The sequence below is a fragment of the Arthrobacter sp. MSA 4-2 genome (assembly GCF_016405885.1).
GTDB lineage: Bacteria > Actinomycetota > Actinomycetes > Actinomycetales > Micrococcaceae > Arthrobacter_D.
On the sequence record NZ_JAEKGC010000006.1, the window covers coordinates 221,650 to 237,978 of the forward strand.

The 16,329-nt window shown below is 64.7% G+C and carries 18 protein-coding genes; 9 read left to right on the plus strand and 9 right to left on the minus strand.

Features of this window, described 5'->3' with window-relative positions; genetic code table 11:
* The first annotated feature begins 16 nt into the window (after positions 1–16).
* A complete protein-coding gene (locus I6N91_RS08890; protein WP_198812207.1) occupies positions 17–646 on the plus strand; it encodes a PH domain-containing protein in 630 nt (209 codons plus the stop codon).
* Between the two features lie 11 nt (positions 647–657).
* Here the strand turns inward: I6N91_RS08890 and I6N91_RS08895 are convergent, their stop codons facing one another.
* The 5 genes from I6N91_RS08895 to I6N91_RS08915 all read right to left on the minus strand — a co-directional run bounded on the left by I6N91_RS08895 (position 658) and on the right by I6N91_RS08915 (position 6,435).
* Positions 658–1,692, minus strand: coding sequence for an ABC transporter permease (locus I6N91_RS08895; RefSeq protein ID WP_198812208.1), 1,035 nt, complete (start codon positions 1,690–1,692; stop codon positions 658–660).
* Positions 1,689–3,230 (minus strand): ABC transporter permease, encoded by a 1,542-nt coding sequence (locus I6N91_RS08900; RefSeq protein ID WP_198812209.1) that lies wholly within the window; start codon positions 3,228–3,230, stop codon positions 1,689–1,691. Before I6N91_RS08900 ends, I6N91_RS08895 begins: the two co-directional genes overlap by 4 nt.
* Before the next feature lie 185 nt (positions 3,231–3,415).
* Positions 3,416–5,209 (minus strand): ABC transporter family substrate-binding protein, encoded by a 1,794-nt coding sequence (locus I6N91_RS08905; RefSeq protein WP_198812210.1) that lies wholly within the window; start codon positions 5,207–5,209, stop codon positions 3,416–3,418.
* Between the two features lie 697 nt (positions 5,210–5,906).
* Positions 5,907–6,203 carry a hypothetical protein gene (locus I6N91_RS08910; RefSeq protein ID WP_198812211.1) on the minus strand — a complete coding sequence of 99 codons (297 nt, stop codon included), beginning with the start codon at positions 6,201–6,203 and terminating at the stop codon, positions 5,907–5,909.
* 4 nt (positions 6,204–6,207) lie between these two features.
* Complete coding sequence (locus I6N91_RS08915) at positions 6,208–6,435, minus strand: hypothetical protein (protein WP_198812212.1); 228 nt, start codon at positions 6,433–6,435, stop codon at positions 6,208–6,210.
* 378 nt (positions 6,436–6,813) lie between these two features.
* Between I6N91_RS08915 and I6N91_RS08920 the strand changes: the two genes are divergently transcribed.
* The gene (locus I6N91_RS08920) at positions 6,814–7,398 is read left to right on the plus strand and encodes a DapH/DapD/GlmU-related protein (protein WP_233091630.1); all 585 of its coding nucleotides are present in this window, start codon (positions 6,814–6,816) and stop codon (positions 7,396–7,398) included.
* Positions 7,399–7,439: 41 nt separating this feature from the next.
* On the opposite strand, the gene I6N91_RS08925 is transcribed toward I6N91_RS08920, so the two are convergent.
* The gene (locus I6N91_RS08925) at positions 7,440–8,021 is read right to left on the minus strand and encodes a dihydrofolate reductase family protein (protein ID WP_198812213.1); all 582 of its coding nucleotides are present in this window, start codon (positions 8,019–8,021) and stop codon (positions 7,440–7,442) included.
* A 56-nt stretch (positions 8,022–8,077) separates the two neighbouring features.
* Complete coding sequence (locus I6N91_RS08930) at positions 8,078–8,680, minus strand: TetR/AcrR family transcriptional regulator (protein WP_198812214.1); 603 nt, start codon at positions 8,678–8,680, stop codon at positions 8,078–8,080.
* Positions 8,681–8,836: 156 nt separating this feature from the next.
* Between I6N91_RS08930 and I6N91_RS08935 the strand changes: the two genes are divergently transcribed.
* Both I6N91_RS08935 and I6N91_RS08940 read left to right on the plus strand, forming a co-directional pair.
* Complete coding sequence (locus tag I6N91_RS08935; protein ID WP_198812215.1) at positions 8,837–9,781, plus strand: chlorophyllase; 945 nt, start codon at positions 8,837–8,839, stop codon at positions 9,779–9,781.
* 56 nt (positions 9,782–9,837) lie between these two features.
* Entirely contained in the window at positions 9,838–10,878 is a 1,041-nt protein-coding gene (locus I6N91_RS08940) for an aldo/keto reductase (protein ID WP_198812216.1), read from the plus strand.
* A 129-nt stretch (positions 10,879–11,007) separates the two neighbouring features.
* Here I6N91_RS08940 and map read toward each other — a convergent pair whose 3' ends face one another.
* Positions 11,008–11,829, minus strand: a complete 822-nt coding sequence (gene map / locus I6N91_RS08945; RefSeq protein ID WP_198812217.1) for a type I methionyl aminopeptidase — start codon at positions 11,827–11,829, stop codon at positions 11,008–11,010.
* Positions 11,830–11,895: 66 nt separating this feature from the next.
* Between map and I6N91_RS08950 the strand changes: the two genes are divergently transcribed.
* From I6N91_RS08950 to I6N91_RS08970, 5 genes are all read left to right on the plus strand, one after another.
* On the plus strand, positions 11,896–12,204 hold the full coding sequence (locus I6N91_RS08950) for a helix-turn-helix transcriptional regulator (protein WP_198812218.1): 309 nt from the start codon (positions 11,896–11,898) through the stop codon (positions 12,202–12,204).
* Between the two features lie 289 nt (positions 12,205–12,493).
* On the plus strand, positions 12,494–13,348 hold the full coding sequence (locus I6N91_RS08955; RefSeq protein WP_198812219.1) for an alpha/beta fold hydrolase: 855 nt from the start codon (positions 12,494–12,496) through the stop codon (positions 13,346–13,348).
* Positions 13,349–13,355: 7 nt separating this feature from the next.
* On the plus strand, positions 13,356–13,955 hold the full coding sequence (locus I6N91_RS08960) for a TetR-like C-terminal domain-containing protein (protein ID WP_307843296.1): 600 nt from the start codon (positions 13,356–13,358) through the stop codon (positions 13,953–13,955).
* Positions 13,956–13,974: 19 nt separating this feature from the next.
* Positions 13,975–14,370 (plus strand): hypothetical protein, encoded by a 396-nt coding sequence (locus tag I6N91_RS08965; protein ID WP_198812221.1) that lies wholly within the window; start codon positions 13,975–13,977, stop codon positions 14,368–14,370.
* 282 nt (positions 14,371–14,652) lie between these two features.
* Positions 14,653–15,285, plus strand: coding sequence for a hypothetical protein (locus I6N91_RS08970; RefSeq protein ID WP_198812222.1), 633 nt, complete (start codon positions 14,653–14,655; stop codon positions 15,283–15,285).
* Positions 15,286–15,333: 48 nt separating this feature from the next.
* On the opposite strand, the gene I6N91_RS08975 is transcribed toward I6N91_RS08970, so the two are convergent.
* Positions 15,334–16,224 carry an enoyl-CoA hydratase/isomerase family protein gene (locus I6N91_RS08975; RefSeq protein WP_198812223.1) on the minus strand — a complete coding sequence of 297 codons (891 nt, stop codon included), beginning with the start codon at positions 16,222–16,224 and terminating at the stop codon, positions 15,334–15,336.
* Positions 16,225–16,329: the final 105 nt, after the last annotated feature.

Below are 16,329 nucleotides of genomic sequence, written 5' to 3' on the forward strand. Positions count from 1 at the left end.
CTGGAATCATGGAGCGATGAGCAGCGCCACGGGCGGTCCCGTCACCACAGTGTTCCGACCGCGCACCAGCAAGGTCTTCACGGCGGTGGCCTTCGCCCTGACCGCAGTGGGCCTGGTGTCCGTGGTGGTGTCGGAGGGGGTCTCCGGACTGCTGGCGGGCTGGCCGCTCGTCGCCTTCGCCTTCGCGGCGTGGTGGTTGTTCTGGTACCCGTCCGTCGAGGTGGATCCCGACGCCGTGACCCTGCGGAACCCGCTGACCACCGTCTCGGTGCCGTGGGCCGCGCTGGTGCACGTCGATACCAAGTTCGCGCTGAAGCTCGTCACACCACGTGGTTCCTACACGGCCTGGGCCGCGCCCGCCCCAGGAGTCTGGGGCACCCACGCCGGCAAGCCCGAGCATCTGGCCAATCTTCCCGGAAACAGTTACGGGCCGGGGCGTTCCGTACGCCCGGGCGACCTCACGCACACCGACTCCGGCTACGCCGCGTTCCTTGTCCGCAGCCGGTGGGAGAAACTCATCGGCAGCGGTTCCCTCGACGTCGACCTCACCGACTCGGCGGTGGTGGCCAGGAGCGTGAACTGGCTGCCGATCGGCGTGGCAGCGGCGCTCTTGGCGGCGTCCATTGCTTCGGCCGCACTGGCCTGAACCGCCGCCCCTCACGCGCGCACCGGACGATTTGCTTCCTTCGCCTTGCGCGCATTGAACTTCTTCTGGCGCGGGTCGAAGGCGTCGCGGAGGCCGTCGCCGATGAAGTTAATCGTCAGGCAGATCAGCACGATGAAGATGCCCGGGAACCAGAACAGCCACGGGCGGGTCTGGAAGGCCTCCTGGTTCTGGCTGATGATCAGGCCCAGGGAGACGTCCGGTGCCTGCACGCCAAAGCCGATGAAGCTCAGGCCGGTCTCGAGCAGGATGGCCGCCGACATCAGCAGCGTGGTGTTGACGATGATCACGCCCACCGCGTTGGGCAGGATGTGCTTGAAGATGATGCGGGCGTTGGAGGCGCCGGCGATCTTGGCGGCATCGACGAACTCCCGCTCGCGCAGGGACAGGAACTCGCCGCGGACCAGCCGGGCCATGCCAGTCCAGGCGAGCAGGCCGAGGACCACGCCGAGGAAGAAGACGGCCGCGCCGGGGCCGAGGGCCTGCCCGACGGTGCGGCCAAGAACGGCGGCGAGGACGATGAGCGGAATGATGATGACGATGTCCGTGATGCGCATCAGGACGGCCTCGGTCCAACCGCGGAAGTAGCCGGAGCAGGCACCGACCACGACACCGACGATGCCCGAGATGGCCCCGATGAGGAACATGATGATGATCGAGTTCTGCGCCCCGCGCATGGTCAGGGCGAAGTAGTCACGCCCGATCGAGTCCTGCCCGAAGGGGTGGTCGCCCCAGCTGAAGGGCCCGGTGACCGTGGGCGCTCCCCCGTCGATCACCGGCAGGAACTGCGTGTGGTTGTACTTCCACCAGCCGGGGATACCGGCGAAGCCCAGCGAGGTGAAGGCGAGCAGGAAGATGAGGGCGAAGACCGCGAGGCTGATGATGGCCGCCGTGTTGTCGAAGAAGCGCCGACGGACGATCTGGCCCTGCGACATCCCCTTCGTCTCGGGGTTGGCAACGGGCCCCACTTCACGCGGGGAAGGGCCTACTTCTCCCCGGGGGGTCTCGGAGGAATCCTGGATGGTCATGCTTTCACCCTTACGCGTGGATCAAGGACCGAATAGACAAGGTCGGCTATGAGGTTGAAGACGAGTGCCAGAATCCCGACCACGAGGAAGAAGCCCATGATGGGATTCGGGTCCGTCCGGTGCAGGGCCTGCACGAACAGCTGGCCCATTCCGGAGAAGGCGAACACCTGCTCGGTGATGACGGCGCCGCCGATCAGTGCGCCGATGTCGAAGGCGACAAGGGTGGCCAGGGGGATCAGCGCGTTCCGGAAGGCGTGGCGCATGACGACGGTCCGCTCGGACAGGCCCTTGGCCCGGGCCGTGCGGATGTAGTCCATGTTCATGATCTCGAGCATCGAGGCCCGTGAGTACCGGCTGTAGCTTGCAAGGGAGGCGAGCAGCAGTGCCAGGGTGGGAAGGAGGAGGTGGGTGAAGTTATCGATTCCCTGAATCCAGAAGTCCCCTTCGAGGCCCGGAGTCGAGGCACCGATCGTGGCGATCGGCCTGCCGCGCACCCGGGAGTTCGAGACGTAGGACGGCCAGGTCACCATGAACCGGTCGAGGACGATCAGCCCCGCCATGAGGAGCCCGGTCAGTGCGGCGGTGCGCATGCTCTGGGCCCGGTCGTACCCGCCGAGCAGGAACCCCACGCCCATGCCGACGCCCACCGTGATCACGGCAAGGAGCAGCAGGAGCCAGATCGTCGCCCCGCCCAGGAAGGGGTTGACGACGTAGTACGCCACCAGGCCGAGGGTCACCATGATCAGGGCCGAGTAGAGCGCCTTCCGGTTCTTCAACCCGGCGGTCAGCAGGGTGATGCCGTAGGCCGCCGCCACGCCGAAGACGAGGATGACGATCGGGCCAAGGCCGGGTCGGGTGAACCAGTCGATGAGGTTGAGGAGGTAGAGGAGCCCTCCGGCGGCCACCGCGCCGACCAGGAACGCGACCGCCTTTCGTTTGAGGGTGCCGCCGGCGAGGATCGTGAAGATCACCCCGCTGATCAGGGCCACGACCAGGATGTTCGACAGGGGTATGTCCGGGTCGGTCAGGAAGTTATTGAATCCGATCGCGCCGAATTCCTTGAGCAGCACCGCCAGCCAGAAGATCGGCAGGGAGAAGAAGAGGAAGGACATGAAGGTCACGCCGTAGTCGAGCCCGCTGTACTGGCGCAGGGCCGAGATGATGCCGAGGGAGATCCCAATGATGATCGCGAGCACGGTGGCCGCCGTCACGAGCATGATGGTGTTGCCCACGGCCCGGGTGAGCGCATCAGTGACGGCCTCACCCTGGATGCTGCGCCCGAGGTCGCAGTTGCCTACGAAGGGCACAACGCACTGCACTGCGCCGGACAGCCAGCCGAAGTAGCGAAGTGGCGCCGGGGTGTTCAGGTCCAGCAGTTCGGAGCGGGCCTGGATGAGCTGTTCCCGGTTGGGCGCATTGCTGGCGCGCAGGTCCTCGAGGGGATCACCGGAGGCCGCCGTCAGCAGATAGACGATGAACGAGGCGCCGAACAGGATTAGAACAGCTGTTGCTAGTCGCCGAACGATGTAGGTCACCATGCTTGCGAGGCCTCAATGTCTGGTTGCGGGTTTGCTGTGACTCTGGTCGCATTCTAATCCTCCCCTTCCGGGGCGGCCTGCACGTGACACGGCTGACATCGCCGCGGAACGCAGGAAGGTGCCGGAACCTGGATGGACGAGGTCCCGGCACCTCCCGTGGTGCGGTTAGAACTGCACTGGTGGTGCTACTGGACGACTTCCCACTCCCAGAAGTTCCACCAGATACCGGTCTGGTTCGGCATGTAGTCCATGCCCGCGACCTGATCGGTGTGGGCGTTCAGGCCGGGCAGCTGGAACAGTGGCAGCCCGTACTTGGAGTCCCAGATCAGCTTGTCGATCTGGACCTGCAGGTCCTCCTGCGCGGCCGGATCCGTTTCACGGATCAGCTCCTCCATCAGCTTGTCCGCCTCAGGATCGGAGAAGCCGTTGAAGTTCGAGCCTGCATCGCTCTTGAAGATCTGCGGCACGCCGGCGACGCCGACGCCCGAGTTGATCCAGCCGAAGATGGTCGCGTCGTAGGTTCCGTTGCCCAGGGCGGCGCCCCAGTCGGAGGCGCCCAGGCCGCCGTCGACGATCTTGAACCCTGCCTGCGAGGCGGACTCCGCGATCAGGGTATAGGCGTCGAGGCGGTTGGGGTTGTCACGGTTGTACATGATGCGCACCTCGGGGGTCGCACCGGCAAGAAGCTCGCGTGCGCCCTCGATGTCGGCTTCCGCGTACTCCTCGGACCCGTTGTTCTCCTTCGCTTCCTCGTAGCGTTCCTGATCGGCGAGGTACAGCTGGGAATCCAGCGGAGCGGCGTCGGGGTTCAGCTTCTTGATGATCGTGTCGACAATCTGCTGGCGCGGCACGGTCTTCATGAAGGCCTCACGCACATTCTCCTCGGCGAAGACGCCGGAGAAGTTGAGGTCGAGGTGGTCATAGGACAGCTCGTTGCCGCGGAGCACCTTGATGCCCTCGAGGCCCTCGAGCTGCTCGGCGGTGTCCGCGGAGGCCTGCGGCGCGATGACGTCGACCTCGCCGTTCTGCAGGGCCTGCACCTGCGCCGGAGCCTCACCGATGTAGCGGATGGTGACTTCGTCGATCTTCGGCTCGGGGCCCCAGTTGTAGTCCTCGTTGCGTACCAGGGTCATGCTCTGGTCCGGGGTCATGTCCGAGACGATGAAGGGGCCGTTCGACAGGAAGAGTGAGGTGTCCGTGGGCAGCGACTTGGTGTCGAAGCCGGTGTTCCAGAAGTCGGCAACGGCCTGCAGCTCAGGGCGCTCCACGGGCTTCTCGGGATCGCCCTCGGGGGAGGTCTGGATGAGCTCGATGAGCGCGTCCTCGTCGGCGAGGCCCGCCTTCTCCGCAAGGACGTGGGCCGGCATACCGATGCCGCCTTCGGTCATGGTGCCGAACGCGACCTCGTAGTCGGCGTAGGGCTCGGAGTAGTTGAGGGTGATGGAGCGTCCGTCGTCACTGATCTCCGGAACGTCGGTCAGCCCGAGTCCGCTGGTGTCGCCGGCGTAGTCGAAGTAGCTCGACCCGGAGGTAACCTCTCCGGCCTCGTCGGTGGTGGCATCGTTGAAGTGCCCCGACTGGACAGCCCAGGCCAGCAGCATGTCGCCGGCATCGACGGCCTCGCCGTCCGACCAGGCCACCTCTTCGTTCACCGTGTACTTGACGCTGAGCGGGTCCTCGGAGACCACTTCGTAGGTGCCGAAGTCCTCGTTGGGGACCACCTCGAGGTCGTTGTTGATGTAATTGAAGCCGGAATGGGTGAGGTAGGCGACGGTGCCGTTGATGTCCACGTTCCCCTCGGCGGTGCCGGAGTTGAACGAACTGAAAGCATTGACTTCAACTACCCGGATCTCGCCGCCGGTTGCTTCGCCCTCGGCGCCGTCATCGGTTTCAGTACCGGTGTTGGCGGCGCAGGCGCTAAGTGCGAGCGCAGCTGCCGCCGCGACCCCCACAGCTTTGGAAGTACGTCCGAAACGCATTCCGCCTCCTATTTCTTGGTGTGGAATCAGCCCCATCTGATGTTGCATGACGACCCGCGAGCCCTAAAGGTGGCGCGCCTCACATGTCCAGAAGCCTAGTGGCGGAGTGTAACCAGACGGTCTCGAATCCCTCAGCCTGGATAGGTTGTTACCGAGATGCAATCAAAGCCGGCCTTGCGGCATCATCGGGGGCGCTACGCCGAATTGTCATATCGGTTTTATCCGGGCGCCTGCCCGCATTGTCCATCCGGGATGTGGAGGCTAGTGTGGTCTGCGGCCGCCATATAGGTCTCGCAACGCTCATGGCGGTGGTGTTAAGGCCCGTCCGGTAGGGGTACCGGACGGGCCCACAACCGCCCTCCTGCGCTGAAGCGACACCGGGAACGGCTTCCTCGATGCCCGCCTATCCAGCGCGGACCCCTCCCGGACATGAGAAAACCCCCGGCCAGTCTCGCTTGGCCAGGGGCTTCGCAGCGTTTGATCGCCGCCTCAGGCAGGTGCCGACCGGAATCGTGGGGGGATATTCTGTCGGCAACCTAGCCATCAGCAAGCTTCCCTTTTTCTGCTGCACTAGTCAATTCGGCAGAAGCGGCACCGCACAGGATGATTCTTCGGTGATCGGCCCTCTTGCTGGCCAATGCGGCCCGCCGCCGCTGTGGGAGCGGGCCGCTGCCTTCTGCTTATGGGGTGACGACGCTTACGGGGCGACGACCTCCACCGAGGCGAACCTCTTATTGGTTTCGCGGTTGGGCAGGTCCACCGTCATGATTCCGTAGGATCCCGGCTTCAAGTCCGCAGGAAGTGTGATGGGCAGCGAGTAGTGGCCGTTCGCGTCCGCATAGACCAATGGCATATCGAGAAGATTGGCATCCGTCGACATCGGGCCGAACGTTACGAAGATTTCCGCTCCGGGGGCGTAGCCGTCACCGATGATGTTCCAGGTTGTTCCCGCTTTCCGCTCGACCCTGACTGCGTCAAACTCCGGAACGGGCATCAGGTCAGGATAGGACGCTGGTGCCGGCTGCGGCGCAGGAGCCGGAGCGGGTGGTTCTTCGGTTGGCTCGGGCACCGCGGCGGGCGTCGGCGTGGGAGTCGGCGTGGCAGTCGGCGCCGGGGAGGGAGTCGGGGTAGGACTCGGGGTCGGCTCCTGGCTGGTGGCTTCCGGCGAGGGGCTCGCCGACGGGCCCTGCGCCTGACCGGACGCAGTCGATTCGGGAGTTGCGCACCCGGAGAGTAGAAGGGCTGTAATGGATAGCGCGAGGATAGGTCGTTTATTCACTGACGTGCTTTCGTCTTGAAGGGTGGCTCCTCTGAGTTGAGGCCCTCGAAGCACCGCAGCGGGCCCGCAGGGGTTTCGACTCAGTGGAAACCGGGACAGGGGGTGCTTCAGGCCCCTGTTTCTACGTGCGTGGCCACCCCCGGCTGCCCCCACAGTCCGGACGGTGAGATGGACTCTACAACCGGACAACGCCATACGCTGCCTGCTTTCCATTACGGTCCTGCAACGCTTTGCGGCGCCTCAGCGGTCCGGGAAATACGGAGCTTCTGTTGAGTGCATTGAGATGCATCCTCGGGTGCGGCAAGGGCACGATATCGTTGCGCATATGGCCGATATTCCGGGTCTCGACGAGCTGCTGACCGCACTGAACGCCGGGGAGACGATTCCCGGAGGTTCACCGCACCATGAGGCCATGCACGCCGCGAGCCAGGAGTCGCTGCGCATCTCCGCCGAGCTCAACGGGCGGTACCACTCCCCCGGAGAGGTGCGGGCCCTGATGAGCGAACTGACCGGGCGGGAGGTCCCCGAGTCCTTCCAACTCTTCCCGCCGTTCAGCGCTGACTTCGGCAGGAACATCCGCTTCGGCGCGGACGTTTTCGTCAACAGCGGCTGCCGGTTCCAGGACCAGGGCGGCATTGACATCGGCGATGGATCCCTCATCGGCCACAACGCCGTGATCACGACCTTGAACCACGATCTACTGCCGAGCCGACGGGCCGACATGCACCCGGCCCGCGTGACGATCGGTGTGGGCGTGTGGTTCGGGGCCAACGTGACGGTGTTGCCAGGGATGACGATCGGCGACGGGGCCGTCGTGGGAGCGGGCGCCGTGGTCACAAAGGACGTTCCCGCGGGGGCAGTGGTCATTGGTGTGCCGGCAAAGCAGGTGGGCACGGTTCCGGAAGGGTAATTCCCTGGCCGGGAATTGAGACACCGCGACCACTACGGGCGCTATTCGTTCCTTGCCCGGATTCCGTACACCAGCTCGACCAGACCCTGGTCGTACGCAGTTGCGCTCTGAAGGGACAGCAAGTTCGGGTCCTGCCCAGGCGGAAAGACGCCCCGGCCCGCGCCTATGGCGATCGGCATCACGACGAGCCTCACCGAATCCACGACGCCCGCGGCCAGGAACGTCTGTGCCAGGGTAAGGCTTCCCCAGAGAACGATGTCGCCGCCGTTCTCGGCCTTAATCCGACTGATCGCTTCGATGGGGTTACCGGATTCGATGGCCGCCTCCGCCATGTCTCCCCATGGGGCTTGTGTCAGCTGGCGGGAGAAAACGACGCGGTGCAGCGAGTTCAATGATGGCGCGATGATCTCGTCTTTGGATGCCGGTGTCGGCCAGTACTCGACAAACATACGGTAGGTGTCTGCCCCGAGAACCATCGTGTCAATTGTCTCCAACCACTTCAGCTGACTGCGGTCAAACTCCGCGGTGCCTCCGTCAAGGAGCTCATAGAAGGTGAACTCGTTGTTGGCGTCGGCCGCGAAACCGTCGGCGCTGACAAAGTTTTGAACGATCAGTTGCCCCATGACCTGCTCCCTCGCTCCCGCCTCGTCGAGGACTCTACGCCGAGGCCTCTTCCCCATCAACCCTTCGGCAGGGCCGGTCGAGCCAGCCCCCTAATGAGCAGCTTGACCAGCCGGTCCGCGTCGTAGCGGGCATCCATACCGCCGCCGGCGCATAGATTGCCGACCCCGCGCATAAGTTCATAGGCGCCGATGTCGGGGTCGATCTCCCCTGCTGCCACCGCGGCTTCGAGCAGATGCGCGCACACCGGCACCAGCCGGTCAACGAAGTAGCTGTGCAGGGCGTCGAAGCCATCCCTGTCATTTTGCAGTGCCGCGGCCAGGCCGTGCTTGGTGACGAGGAACTCGACGAATAGGTCGATCCACTGGCCAAGGGCCGAATGCGGGGATTCGGTGTCGGCCAGCAGGGCCGGACCGGCCTCGGCGCAGGCATCCACCTGGTGCCGGTACACAGCGATGATGAGGTCCGCGCGCGTCGGGAAGTGACGATAGATCGTCCCGACCCCCACTCCGGCCTTGCCTGCAATTTCGCGTACCGGCGCGTCCACGCCGGAGGCGACAAAGACAGCAGCGGCGGCGGCTAGGAGCACCTGTTCATTGCGTACGGAATCCGCGCGCTTCCGCGGCGTCCCCTGCCCCGCCTGCCCGGCGTCCAGACTCATACTCCTGATCCTCTTCTGTCCTCGTTGCCAAACGGAACAGCGTTCCGTATAGTCAAACGGAGCAACGTTCCTTTTAGTAAGTATGTCAGACCGGATTGCCCGTCTACAGCGGGCGGCCCTGCAACACGTCAACTCTCCGGACAGAAAGCCCGTGGCATGACAGATCTCATCTCCTCGCATGCAGACCCGGCAGCCGATGCTCCGGTTCCGGTCATGTCCGTCGGCCCGGTTGTGCTGCCGGCCCGCGGCCGCGGCGACGACCTCCAGGTCCGGGTCTCCGCTCCGGTTACCGGGCGCGGATTGCCCGTGATCGTCTTCTCCCACGGCAATGGTTCGTCCATGAGGGACTACGGCCCGCTGGTCGATCATTGGGCAGCGCACGGCTTCACCGTCATCCAGCCAACCCACCTCGACTCGAGGATGCTGAACCTCCACCCACAGGACCCACGGTTCTCTGAGAGATGGCGCTTCCGCGTGAACGACCTCCAACAGATCCTTGACCAGCTCGACTCCATCGAAGCTGTCGTGCCCGGCCTGGCCGGGCGCCTGAACCACAGCCGGATCGCCGCGGCGGGCCACTCCTGGGGCGGCCACACGGTAGGCCAGCTGCTCGGTGCACGGGTCATTGGGCCTAACGGCGGGCCGGGAGCGGACCTGTCCGACCCGCGGATCACGGCGGGCGTGCTGCTGGCCGCCCCCGGGAGGGGCGGCGCTGATCTGACGGAGTTCGCCGCGGGTAATTACCCCTTCCTGAACCAAAGCTTCACCGAAATGACCGCCCCCGCCCTCGTCATCGCAGGAGACAAGGACCGCACCCCCCTCAGCATCCGGGGTGCGGACTGGTGCGCGGACCCCTACCATCACAGTCCGGGCAACAAGAGCCTGCTGACCGTCTTCGGGGCAGAACACTCGCTGGGAGGAATTCCCGGCTACGGAGCTGCGGAGACCACCGACGAGAACCCGACCCGGGTCGCCTTCATCCAGCAGGCCACCTTCTCCTACCTCCGCAGCGCGCTGTATCCCACCGATCCAAGCTGGAGCGAGAGCGTCGCCGCGCTCAACAAGAACCCCGCTCCGCTCGGCCGCATCGACAGCAAATAACTCCACACAACTCAACTCAACCCACCCCCCCCCCCCACATCGAAAAGGACACCCTCATGCAGTACAACACCCTCGGCCGCACCGGCCTGCAGATCAGCTCGCTCGCGCTGGGCGCCATGAACTTCGGGAAGATCGGCCGGACCACACAGGACGAAGCAACCGCGCTGGTCGACGCCGCCCTCGAGGCCGGGATTAACCTGATCGACACCGCCGATGTGTACAGCGGCGGCCAGTCCGAGGAAATGGTCGGCAAGGCAATCGCCGGCCGCCGCGACGACGTCGTCCTCGCCACCAAAGCGGGCCTACCCATGGGGGACGAGCGCAACCACCAGGGCAGTTCCCGGCACTGGCTGATAACGGAGCTGGAGGCGAGCCTGCGCCGGCTCGATGTCGACCACATCGACCTTTACCAGATCCACCGTTGGGACCCCCGGACCAGCGACGAAGAAACCCTCTCCGCTCTGACCGATCTGCAGCGCGCCGGCAAGATCCGCCACTTCGGCTCCTCAACATTCCCGGCGTACCGCATTGTCCAGGCCCAGTGGGCCGCCAGCTCCCACCGCCTGAGCCGTTACGTCACAGAGCAGCCCAACTACTCGATCCTGCAGCGCGGCATCGAAACCCAGGTACTTCCCGCCGCCCAGGAATACGGCATGGGTGTCCTGGTTTGGAGCCCGCTCGCCTCAGGATGGCTCTCGGGCGTCATCCGCGAGGGCCAGGAGATCAGCACGAACCGCTCGGGCTTCATGCAACACCGCTTTGACGTCTCCATCCCCGTCAACCGGGCGAAGCTTGACGCCGTTGAACAGCTGGCCAGGGTGGCCGACGGCGCCGGCCTCACCATGATCCAGCTCGCGCTCGGCTTCGTCACAGCGCATCCGGCGATCACCAGCGCACTGATCGGACCTCGCACCATCGATCACCTGCACTCCCAGATCGCCGCCGCCGACACCGTCCTGTCCTCAGACATCCTTGACGCTATCGATGCCATCGTGCCGCCCGGCACCGACCTCGCACCGCAGGAGAAAAATGACGCTCCGCCGGCCCTGCTCGACCCGACACTGCGCCGCCGCGCAGTCACCAGCTTTTCGAAATGACTGAAGGCCTGCCGGCTGCGAGAGAATCCAGTCGTCCGGGATGAGGGTCTTGCCGAGGGCCGGCAGTTTCGCGCTGTCCACGGCTGGGGTGAGTCAGGGCCGACAGCGGCCCGGAAAACAGGGCGCGGGTTAGGCCCCTGTGTGCACGGGTGAAGGCGTTGCTTCAGCACCTTGATCGGCCGGTCTCGGCAGGGTGAGGATTTCGGCGCCCTCATCGGTGATCGCAATGGTGTGCTCGCTGTGTGCTGTCCGACTTCCCGTCGCACTGCGCAGTGTCCACCCATCGGCGTCGGTGATGAGTCTGTCGGTATCGGCCATCACCCACGGCTCCAGTGCGAGCAGCAGCCCGGGACGCAGTGCGTATCCGCGGCCCGGCCGGCCGGTGTTCGCAACGTGGGGGTCCTGATGCATTGTTGATCCGATGCCGTGCCCACCAAACTCGGTATTGATCGGGTACCCCGCTTCGCTGAGGACCGACCCGATGGCATACGAGATGTCCCCGATGCGCGCCCCGGGCCCTGCCGCGGCTATCCCCGCGGCCAACGCCCGTTCGGTCGCGCTGATCAGGGCAACGCTCTCAGGGGGCTTCGATGCGCCCACGATGAAGCTGATGGCGGAGTCCGCTGCAATTCCACCTTTCGTGATGGCAAGGTCGAGTGTCAGGAGGTCGCCGTCGGCCAGGGCGTAGTCGTGCGGCAGCCCATGAAGGACGGCGTCGTTGACCGACGTGCAGATGTAGTGCCCGAACGGACCACGCCCGAAGGAAGGTGCGTAGTCAACGTAACAGGACTTTGCTCCTGCCTCGGCGATCATGGTTTTGGCCAACCGGTCGATGTCCAACAGGTTCGTGCCGACGGTGCTGCGGTTCCTCAGCGCCTGCAAAACATTGGCGACGAGGGCACCGGTCTCCCTGGCTCGTGATAATTCAGCTGGGGTCAGGATCTCAATCATGTGTGCACCTTTTTCGTGTGACCAATAACTATACCGGTAAGAGTATCCCACGGTAGGGTGGTATGCATGGTCAGATTGCCGCTCACCCCGGAAGATCTCGAGCGCGGACAGCGACTCGGCGCGCTTATGCGCCTCGCCCGGGGCGAACGATCCATGCTCCACACGGCCCTGGCTGCCGGAGTCTCTCCGGAGACCCTTCGGAAGATCGAGTCGGGTCGAGTAGCGACTCCCGCTTTTCCGACGATCGCGGCGATCGCAGAGGTCCTGGGCCTGTCCCTCGATGCGGTGTGGGCGGAGATCAACCGTCGAGAGGGCACTGCGGAGCCGGCGCCCTCCAGAAACAACGCGTCCGAGTCGCTGGCCGCCTCCAGCTGACCCGCCCGGTCGGGGCACTTCATCACTTCCCTACTGGGGCACGGCTGGTGCGGTACGGCACCTGCTGATGGCCCTCCCGATCAGGGTGTGGCCTGGACCTCTGCCTTGAATCCGGGCGCGGCGTTGCGGCAGGACGCAATCCCACCGACGTCGACGGCTGGTCCGCCGTGCAACCCGAAAGGACATTCCCTCCCTGACCGAACCATATGGTGGAGCCCCCAGAAACCTTGACAGCGTTGGCTAACATGTTTAGCTTTAAGCTATTACTATTAGCCGTTTGGAGATTGTCATGACCGAGTACCTGAGCACCCCTGAGGGAACCATCGCCTACGAACTAAGCGGTGAGGGGCCCCTCGTGGTCCTCGCCCATGGCATAGGCGACAGCCGGCACTCCTACCGCTTCATCGCCCCGGCCCTGGTGGCCGCCGGCTACCGGGTCGCCAACGTCGATATCCGCGGCTGCGGCGAATCCAGCACCGGTTGGAACGGCTACAGCCGCACCGACATCGCCGGCGACCTTGTCGCCCTCGTGCATTCACTCGGCGGCCCTGCGGTTATTGTGGGCCACTCGATCAGCGGCGGCGCGGCCACCATCGCCGCCGCCACGGACCCCGGGCCGATCGCAGGCGTCGTGGAACTGGCCCCCTTCACCCGCCGTCAATCGGTTGACCTCGGCGGATTGTTCAGCCGGAGGGACTACCGGACCGGCACGGTCCAGCTCGCCAAGGTGCTGCTCAGCGGGAGCGTGAAGGCGTGGCTGGCTTATCTGGACCTGGCAATCCCGGCCAAACCCGCCGACTGGGACAGCGAGTCCGCCCGCATCCGGACCACAATGAGCCGGCCCGAGCGGATGACGGTCCTGCGCGCCATGATGAAGACCTCCCCGGCGGATGCCGGTGCCCAGCTGCCCAATGTCCGGCGGCCGGTCCTGGTCGTTGAGGGCAGTGCCGACCCCGACTGGACCAATCCCCGCGCCGAGGGTGAACGCATCATCACGGACCTTCCCGACGGCGTCGGTGAACTTGCCGTCATCGAGGGCGCCGGGCACTACCCGCACACCCAGACTCCGGACGAGCTGCTCGCCCTGCTGCTGCCGTTCCTGGGCAGGACGCTGACCTCCACGACCGGCGTGGACCATGCCTAGGGCCGGATTGGATGCCGCTGCCGTCACCGAGGCCGGCGCCGCACTTGCTGACGAGATTGGCTTTGCCCAGCTCAGCATGAGCCTCGTCGCCGAACGTCTCGGAGTGCGGACTCCCTCGCTGTATAAGCACGTCGAAGGGCTTGCTGACCTCACCCGCCGCATCTGCATTCTCACTGTCACCGAACTGGGCGAGGCAGTGCGTGATGCCACGCAGGGCAGGGCACGCAGAGATGCCCTCGAAGGGGCGGCCCGGGCGCTGCGCGGCTATGTGAAGCAACATCCCGGCCGCTACGCCACGACCGTCGGAGTCCGGCCCACAGGCCCGGACGATCCTCTCGCCGCAGCGCTGGAACGGGCGCTCACCCCCCTTTCGGCCGTGCTGCTCGGCTACCGCCTTGATCCTGCGGAGGAAACCCACGCGGTGCGGATGCTGCGCAGCATGCTTCACGGTTTCGCAACACTCGAGATCTCGGACGGTTTTCAGATGTCTACCAGCGTCAACACCAGCTTCACCTGGATGATCGACTTCATTGACCAAGGGCTGAAGGCGGCAGCGGAAGATGCCGCTGTTGGGCGTGAGGTGCTCCCCCAGAGCCCGCAGCTGTGATCGACAGCCGGGCGGCAGCATGAAGACCAGGCCTGCAGGACCCGGCGCCCGGGCACCCGGCCACGGCCCCCTCGCCGGAGGCCTGCGCTTCACGGCCGAGCTCATCGCCTGGGTCGGCTCTGCCTGGGCGCTGTGGCCGCACTCGATTCCACTGGCCATCGGAGCCGTGGTGCTGCTGATCGGACTTCCCGCCGTGTTCAGCACCCCGGGCGACCGCCCCGGCGGGGATGGCCCTGTCGCCGTTCCCGGCATCGTCACCATCCTCATCCTGATGACTCAGCTCGCGGCAGCAACGATGGCCGCCTGGACACTCTGGCCCGGATGGATCGCCGCCGCGGTGACTGTGCTGTGTCTTCTCGTGCCCATCACCGACCGGCCCCGCTGGCGCGCGCTCACCGGTACCACACAGGGGTAACCACGAAGGTTGCAGCGCGGCGCCTTTGTCACCTGCACAGGTGTCCTTTTGGTAATGCGAAGTTGCTCGTTATTAGGGTAGGACTATGAGAACGTCGAGCGTACGTACGAATTCCCTTCTCCTGGTGCTGCTGCTTGGTGTCCTTACTCTTTTGTCGTGGCTTTTCCTTCCGGGGTCATACGGGCCGGTGTTGACAGCTATTTTCGGGAGCACCTTCGTGGTGTGCGCGGTCGCGCTCGTTGTGAAACAACATAGGGGGTCGATGCCGAAGAAGATGCGACGATGAAGAAGGTCAAACCCGGAGACGGCCACGCGCTGCAGCGCGTTCGCTGGTGGCAGTTATTCTCGCGCTCGGTGTTCCACCTCCCCGTGAGCTATGGGAACGCCCCGCCGGAAACCTGGTCCGTCGACATACGGCATGGGGGAGATTCGAACGGGGAGGTGTACGCCCGGCTCTATCGCGATGGCATCAACACCGCACGATCAAAGGTTCCGGCGGTCTTTCCCGTCCCCGGTGGTCGGATAGAGGTCGCTACCAGCGCTTACGGACTCAGGCGTTGTCATTACGTGACGGACGACGGGACACAACGACAGCTCATTCCCGATCACGCATCGGCTGAGGGTCGACGAGCACACCTTGAACGAACCCATCCGGCGTTAAGCCGCACCATGGGCGCGGCGTCCGTTGTCGTGCTCCTCCTCGCCCTCGTGCTCGGCCTGCCCCAGATCATCGAGCAGCTCACATCGATCCCGCTGATAGCGGAGAGCCTCGGTACGCTGAACAGCCCCGTCCACATGCCCCAATGGATGAACGGCATACTGGTCGTCGCGGCGATCGCTGCGAGCACCGAACGCGCACTGCGTCTGCGATACAGCCGGATTCTCGACGGCGGGATTCTTGACGGGGACGCCTGACGCGTTCCGGCCGGCGCGACGGCAAATCAATTGTCCCGCTGTTGACTGTCAGGGTTGCTGTTCACTTGAGTCATGAGGCTGTGATTCTTTGTTCATCCCTCGGAGGAGGCCCTCGAGGTCCCGTTCACCGTCGATTGTCTGGGCACCGCGCTCGAGGCTGTCGCCGATGAGGTGCCGGGCTGCAGGAAGGCCGAACAACGCACCCCACTCTGTTTCTTCCTGCTCGTAGCCCCTGAGCGGTGTGAGGGGAGCGAAAATCCGCTTGGCTGCGGCGAGTACCCCCTCGGGCAGGTCGGCGATGTTATGGGCGAGCCGGTCGACGAACGCATCAAGATCATTGGCAGGGATAGCGCGGTTGATCCACCCATAAGACGCAGCGACATCCGCCTCGACAGCATCGCCGGTCAGAACGAGTTCCAGGGCGCGGTTTCGGCCGACTCGTTCAAGGAGGTACTGGGTGCCGCCTCCAGAGGGGATGATGCCCATCAATGCTTCGATCTGCCCGATGCGGGCCGTTTCGCGGGCTGCGAAAGTCATGTCGGCTGCGGCGATGAATTCGGCGCCGCCTCCCCGGGCGATGCCCTTGAGCTTGACCACCGTGACCTGTGGTTGCTGTCGGAGGAGCTCACCCACAGCCTGAAAGACGTTCACTCCCTCCGGCGCCTTGGAGGCAAGCTGTCCCAGGATGTCCATCTGATCGCCGATGTTCATATCGACGTGCGCGATGAAGAATTCCGGGTTCGCGCTGTCGAAGACGATTACTGCGACCGAATCATTCTCGCGAAGTGCCAGCATCAGGTCCCGTAGTTCACTCATCATGACAACGCTGAGTGCGTTCACGGGCGGGTTGTTCAGGGTGATGTACAGGACACGACCGTCCTGCTCTGTTTGAAAGGTCGTGAAGTGGGCGGCGTCCGCGGACAGCCTTGATTCGGCCACGCTGATCTCCTAGGTATTCAAAAGGCATGTCGGTTTACAATGCATACCTAGTCTTGGAACTGATTCGAGGCTCGTCAAGAACGCACTTTAAGCATCCTAGGGATA

Excerpts from the sequence above, each read along its gene's own strand:
- I6N91_RS08910 (WP_198812211.1), bottom strand. The coding sequence starts at position 6,203 with ATGCCCGTTCCGGAGTTTGACGCAGTCAGGGTCGAGCGGAAAGCGGGA.
- I6N91_RS08905 (WP_198812210.1), bottom strand. The coding sequence starts at position 5,209 with ATGCGTTTCGGACGTACTTCCAAAGCTGTGGGGGTCGCGGCGGCAGCT.
- I6N91_RS08950 (WP_198812218.1), top strand. The coding sequence starts at position 11,896 with ATGGTCAGATTGCCGCTCACCCCGGAAGATCTCGAGCGCGGACAGCGA.
- map (WP_198812217.1), bottom strand. The coding sequence starts at position 11,829 with ATGATTGAGATCCTGACCCCAGCTGAATTATCACGAGCCAGGGAGACC.
- I6N91_RS08895 (WP_198812208.1), bottom strand. The coding sequence starts at position 1,692 with ATGACCATCCAGGATTCCTCCGAGACCCCCCGGGGAGAAGTAGGCCCT.
- I6N91_RS08920 (WP_233091630.1), top strand. The coding sequence starts at position 6,814 with ATGGCCGATATTCCGGGTCTCGACGAGCTGCTGACCGCACTGAACGCC.
- I6N91_RS08930 (WP_198812214.1), bottom strand. The coding sequence starts at position 8,680 with ATGAGTCTGGACGCCGGGCAGGCGGGGCAGGGGACGCCGCGGAAGCGC.
- I6N91_RS08970 (WP_198812222.1), top strand. The coding sequence starts at position 14,653 with ATGAAGAAGGTCAAACCCGGAGACGGCCACGCGCTGCAGCGCGTTCGC.
- I6N91_RS08965 (WP_198812221.1), top strand. The coding sequence starts at position 13,975 with ATGAAGACCAGGCCTGCAGGACCCGGCGCCCGGGCACCCGGCCACGGC.
- I6N91_RS08955 (WP_198812219.1), top strand. The coding sequence starts at position 12,494 with ATGACCGAGTACCTGAGCACCCCTGAGGGAACCATCGCCTACGAACTA.
- I6N91_RS08925 (WP_198812213.1), bottom strand. The coding sequence starts at position 8,021 with ATGGGGCAACTGATCGTTCAAAACTTTGTCAGCGCCGACGGTTTCGCG.
- I6N91_RS08890 (WP_198812207.1), top strand. The coding sequence starts at position 17 with ATGAGCAGCGCCACGGGCGGTCCCGTCACCACAGTGTTCCGACCGCGC.
- I6N91_RS08940 (WP_198812216.1), top strand. The coding sequence starts at position 9,838 with ATGCAGTACAACACCCTCGGCCGCACCGGCCTGCAGATCAGCTCGCTC.
- I6N91_RS08900 (WP_198812209.1), bottom strand. The coding sequence starts at position 3,230 with ATGGTGACCTACATCGTTCGGCGACTAGCAACAGCTGTTCTAATCCTG.
- I6N91_RS08935 (WP_198812215.1), top strand. The coding sequence starts at position 8,837 with ATGACAGATCTCATCTCCTCGCATGCAGACCCGGCAGCCGATGCTCCG.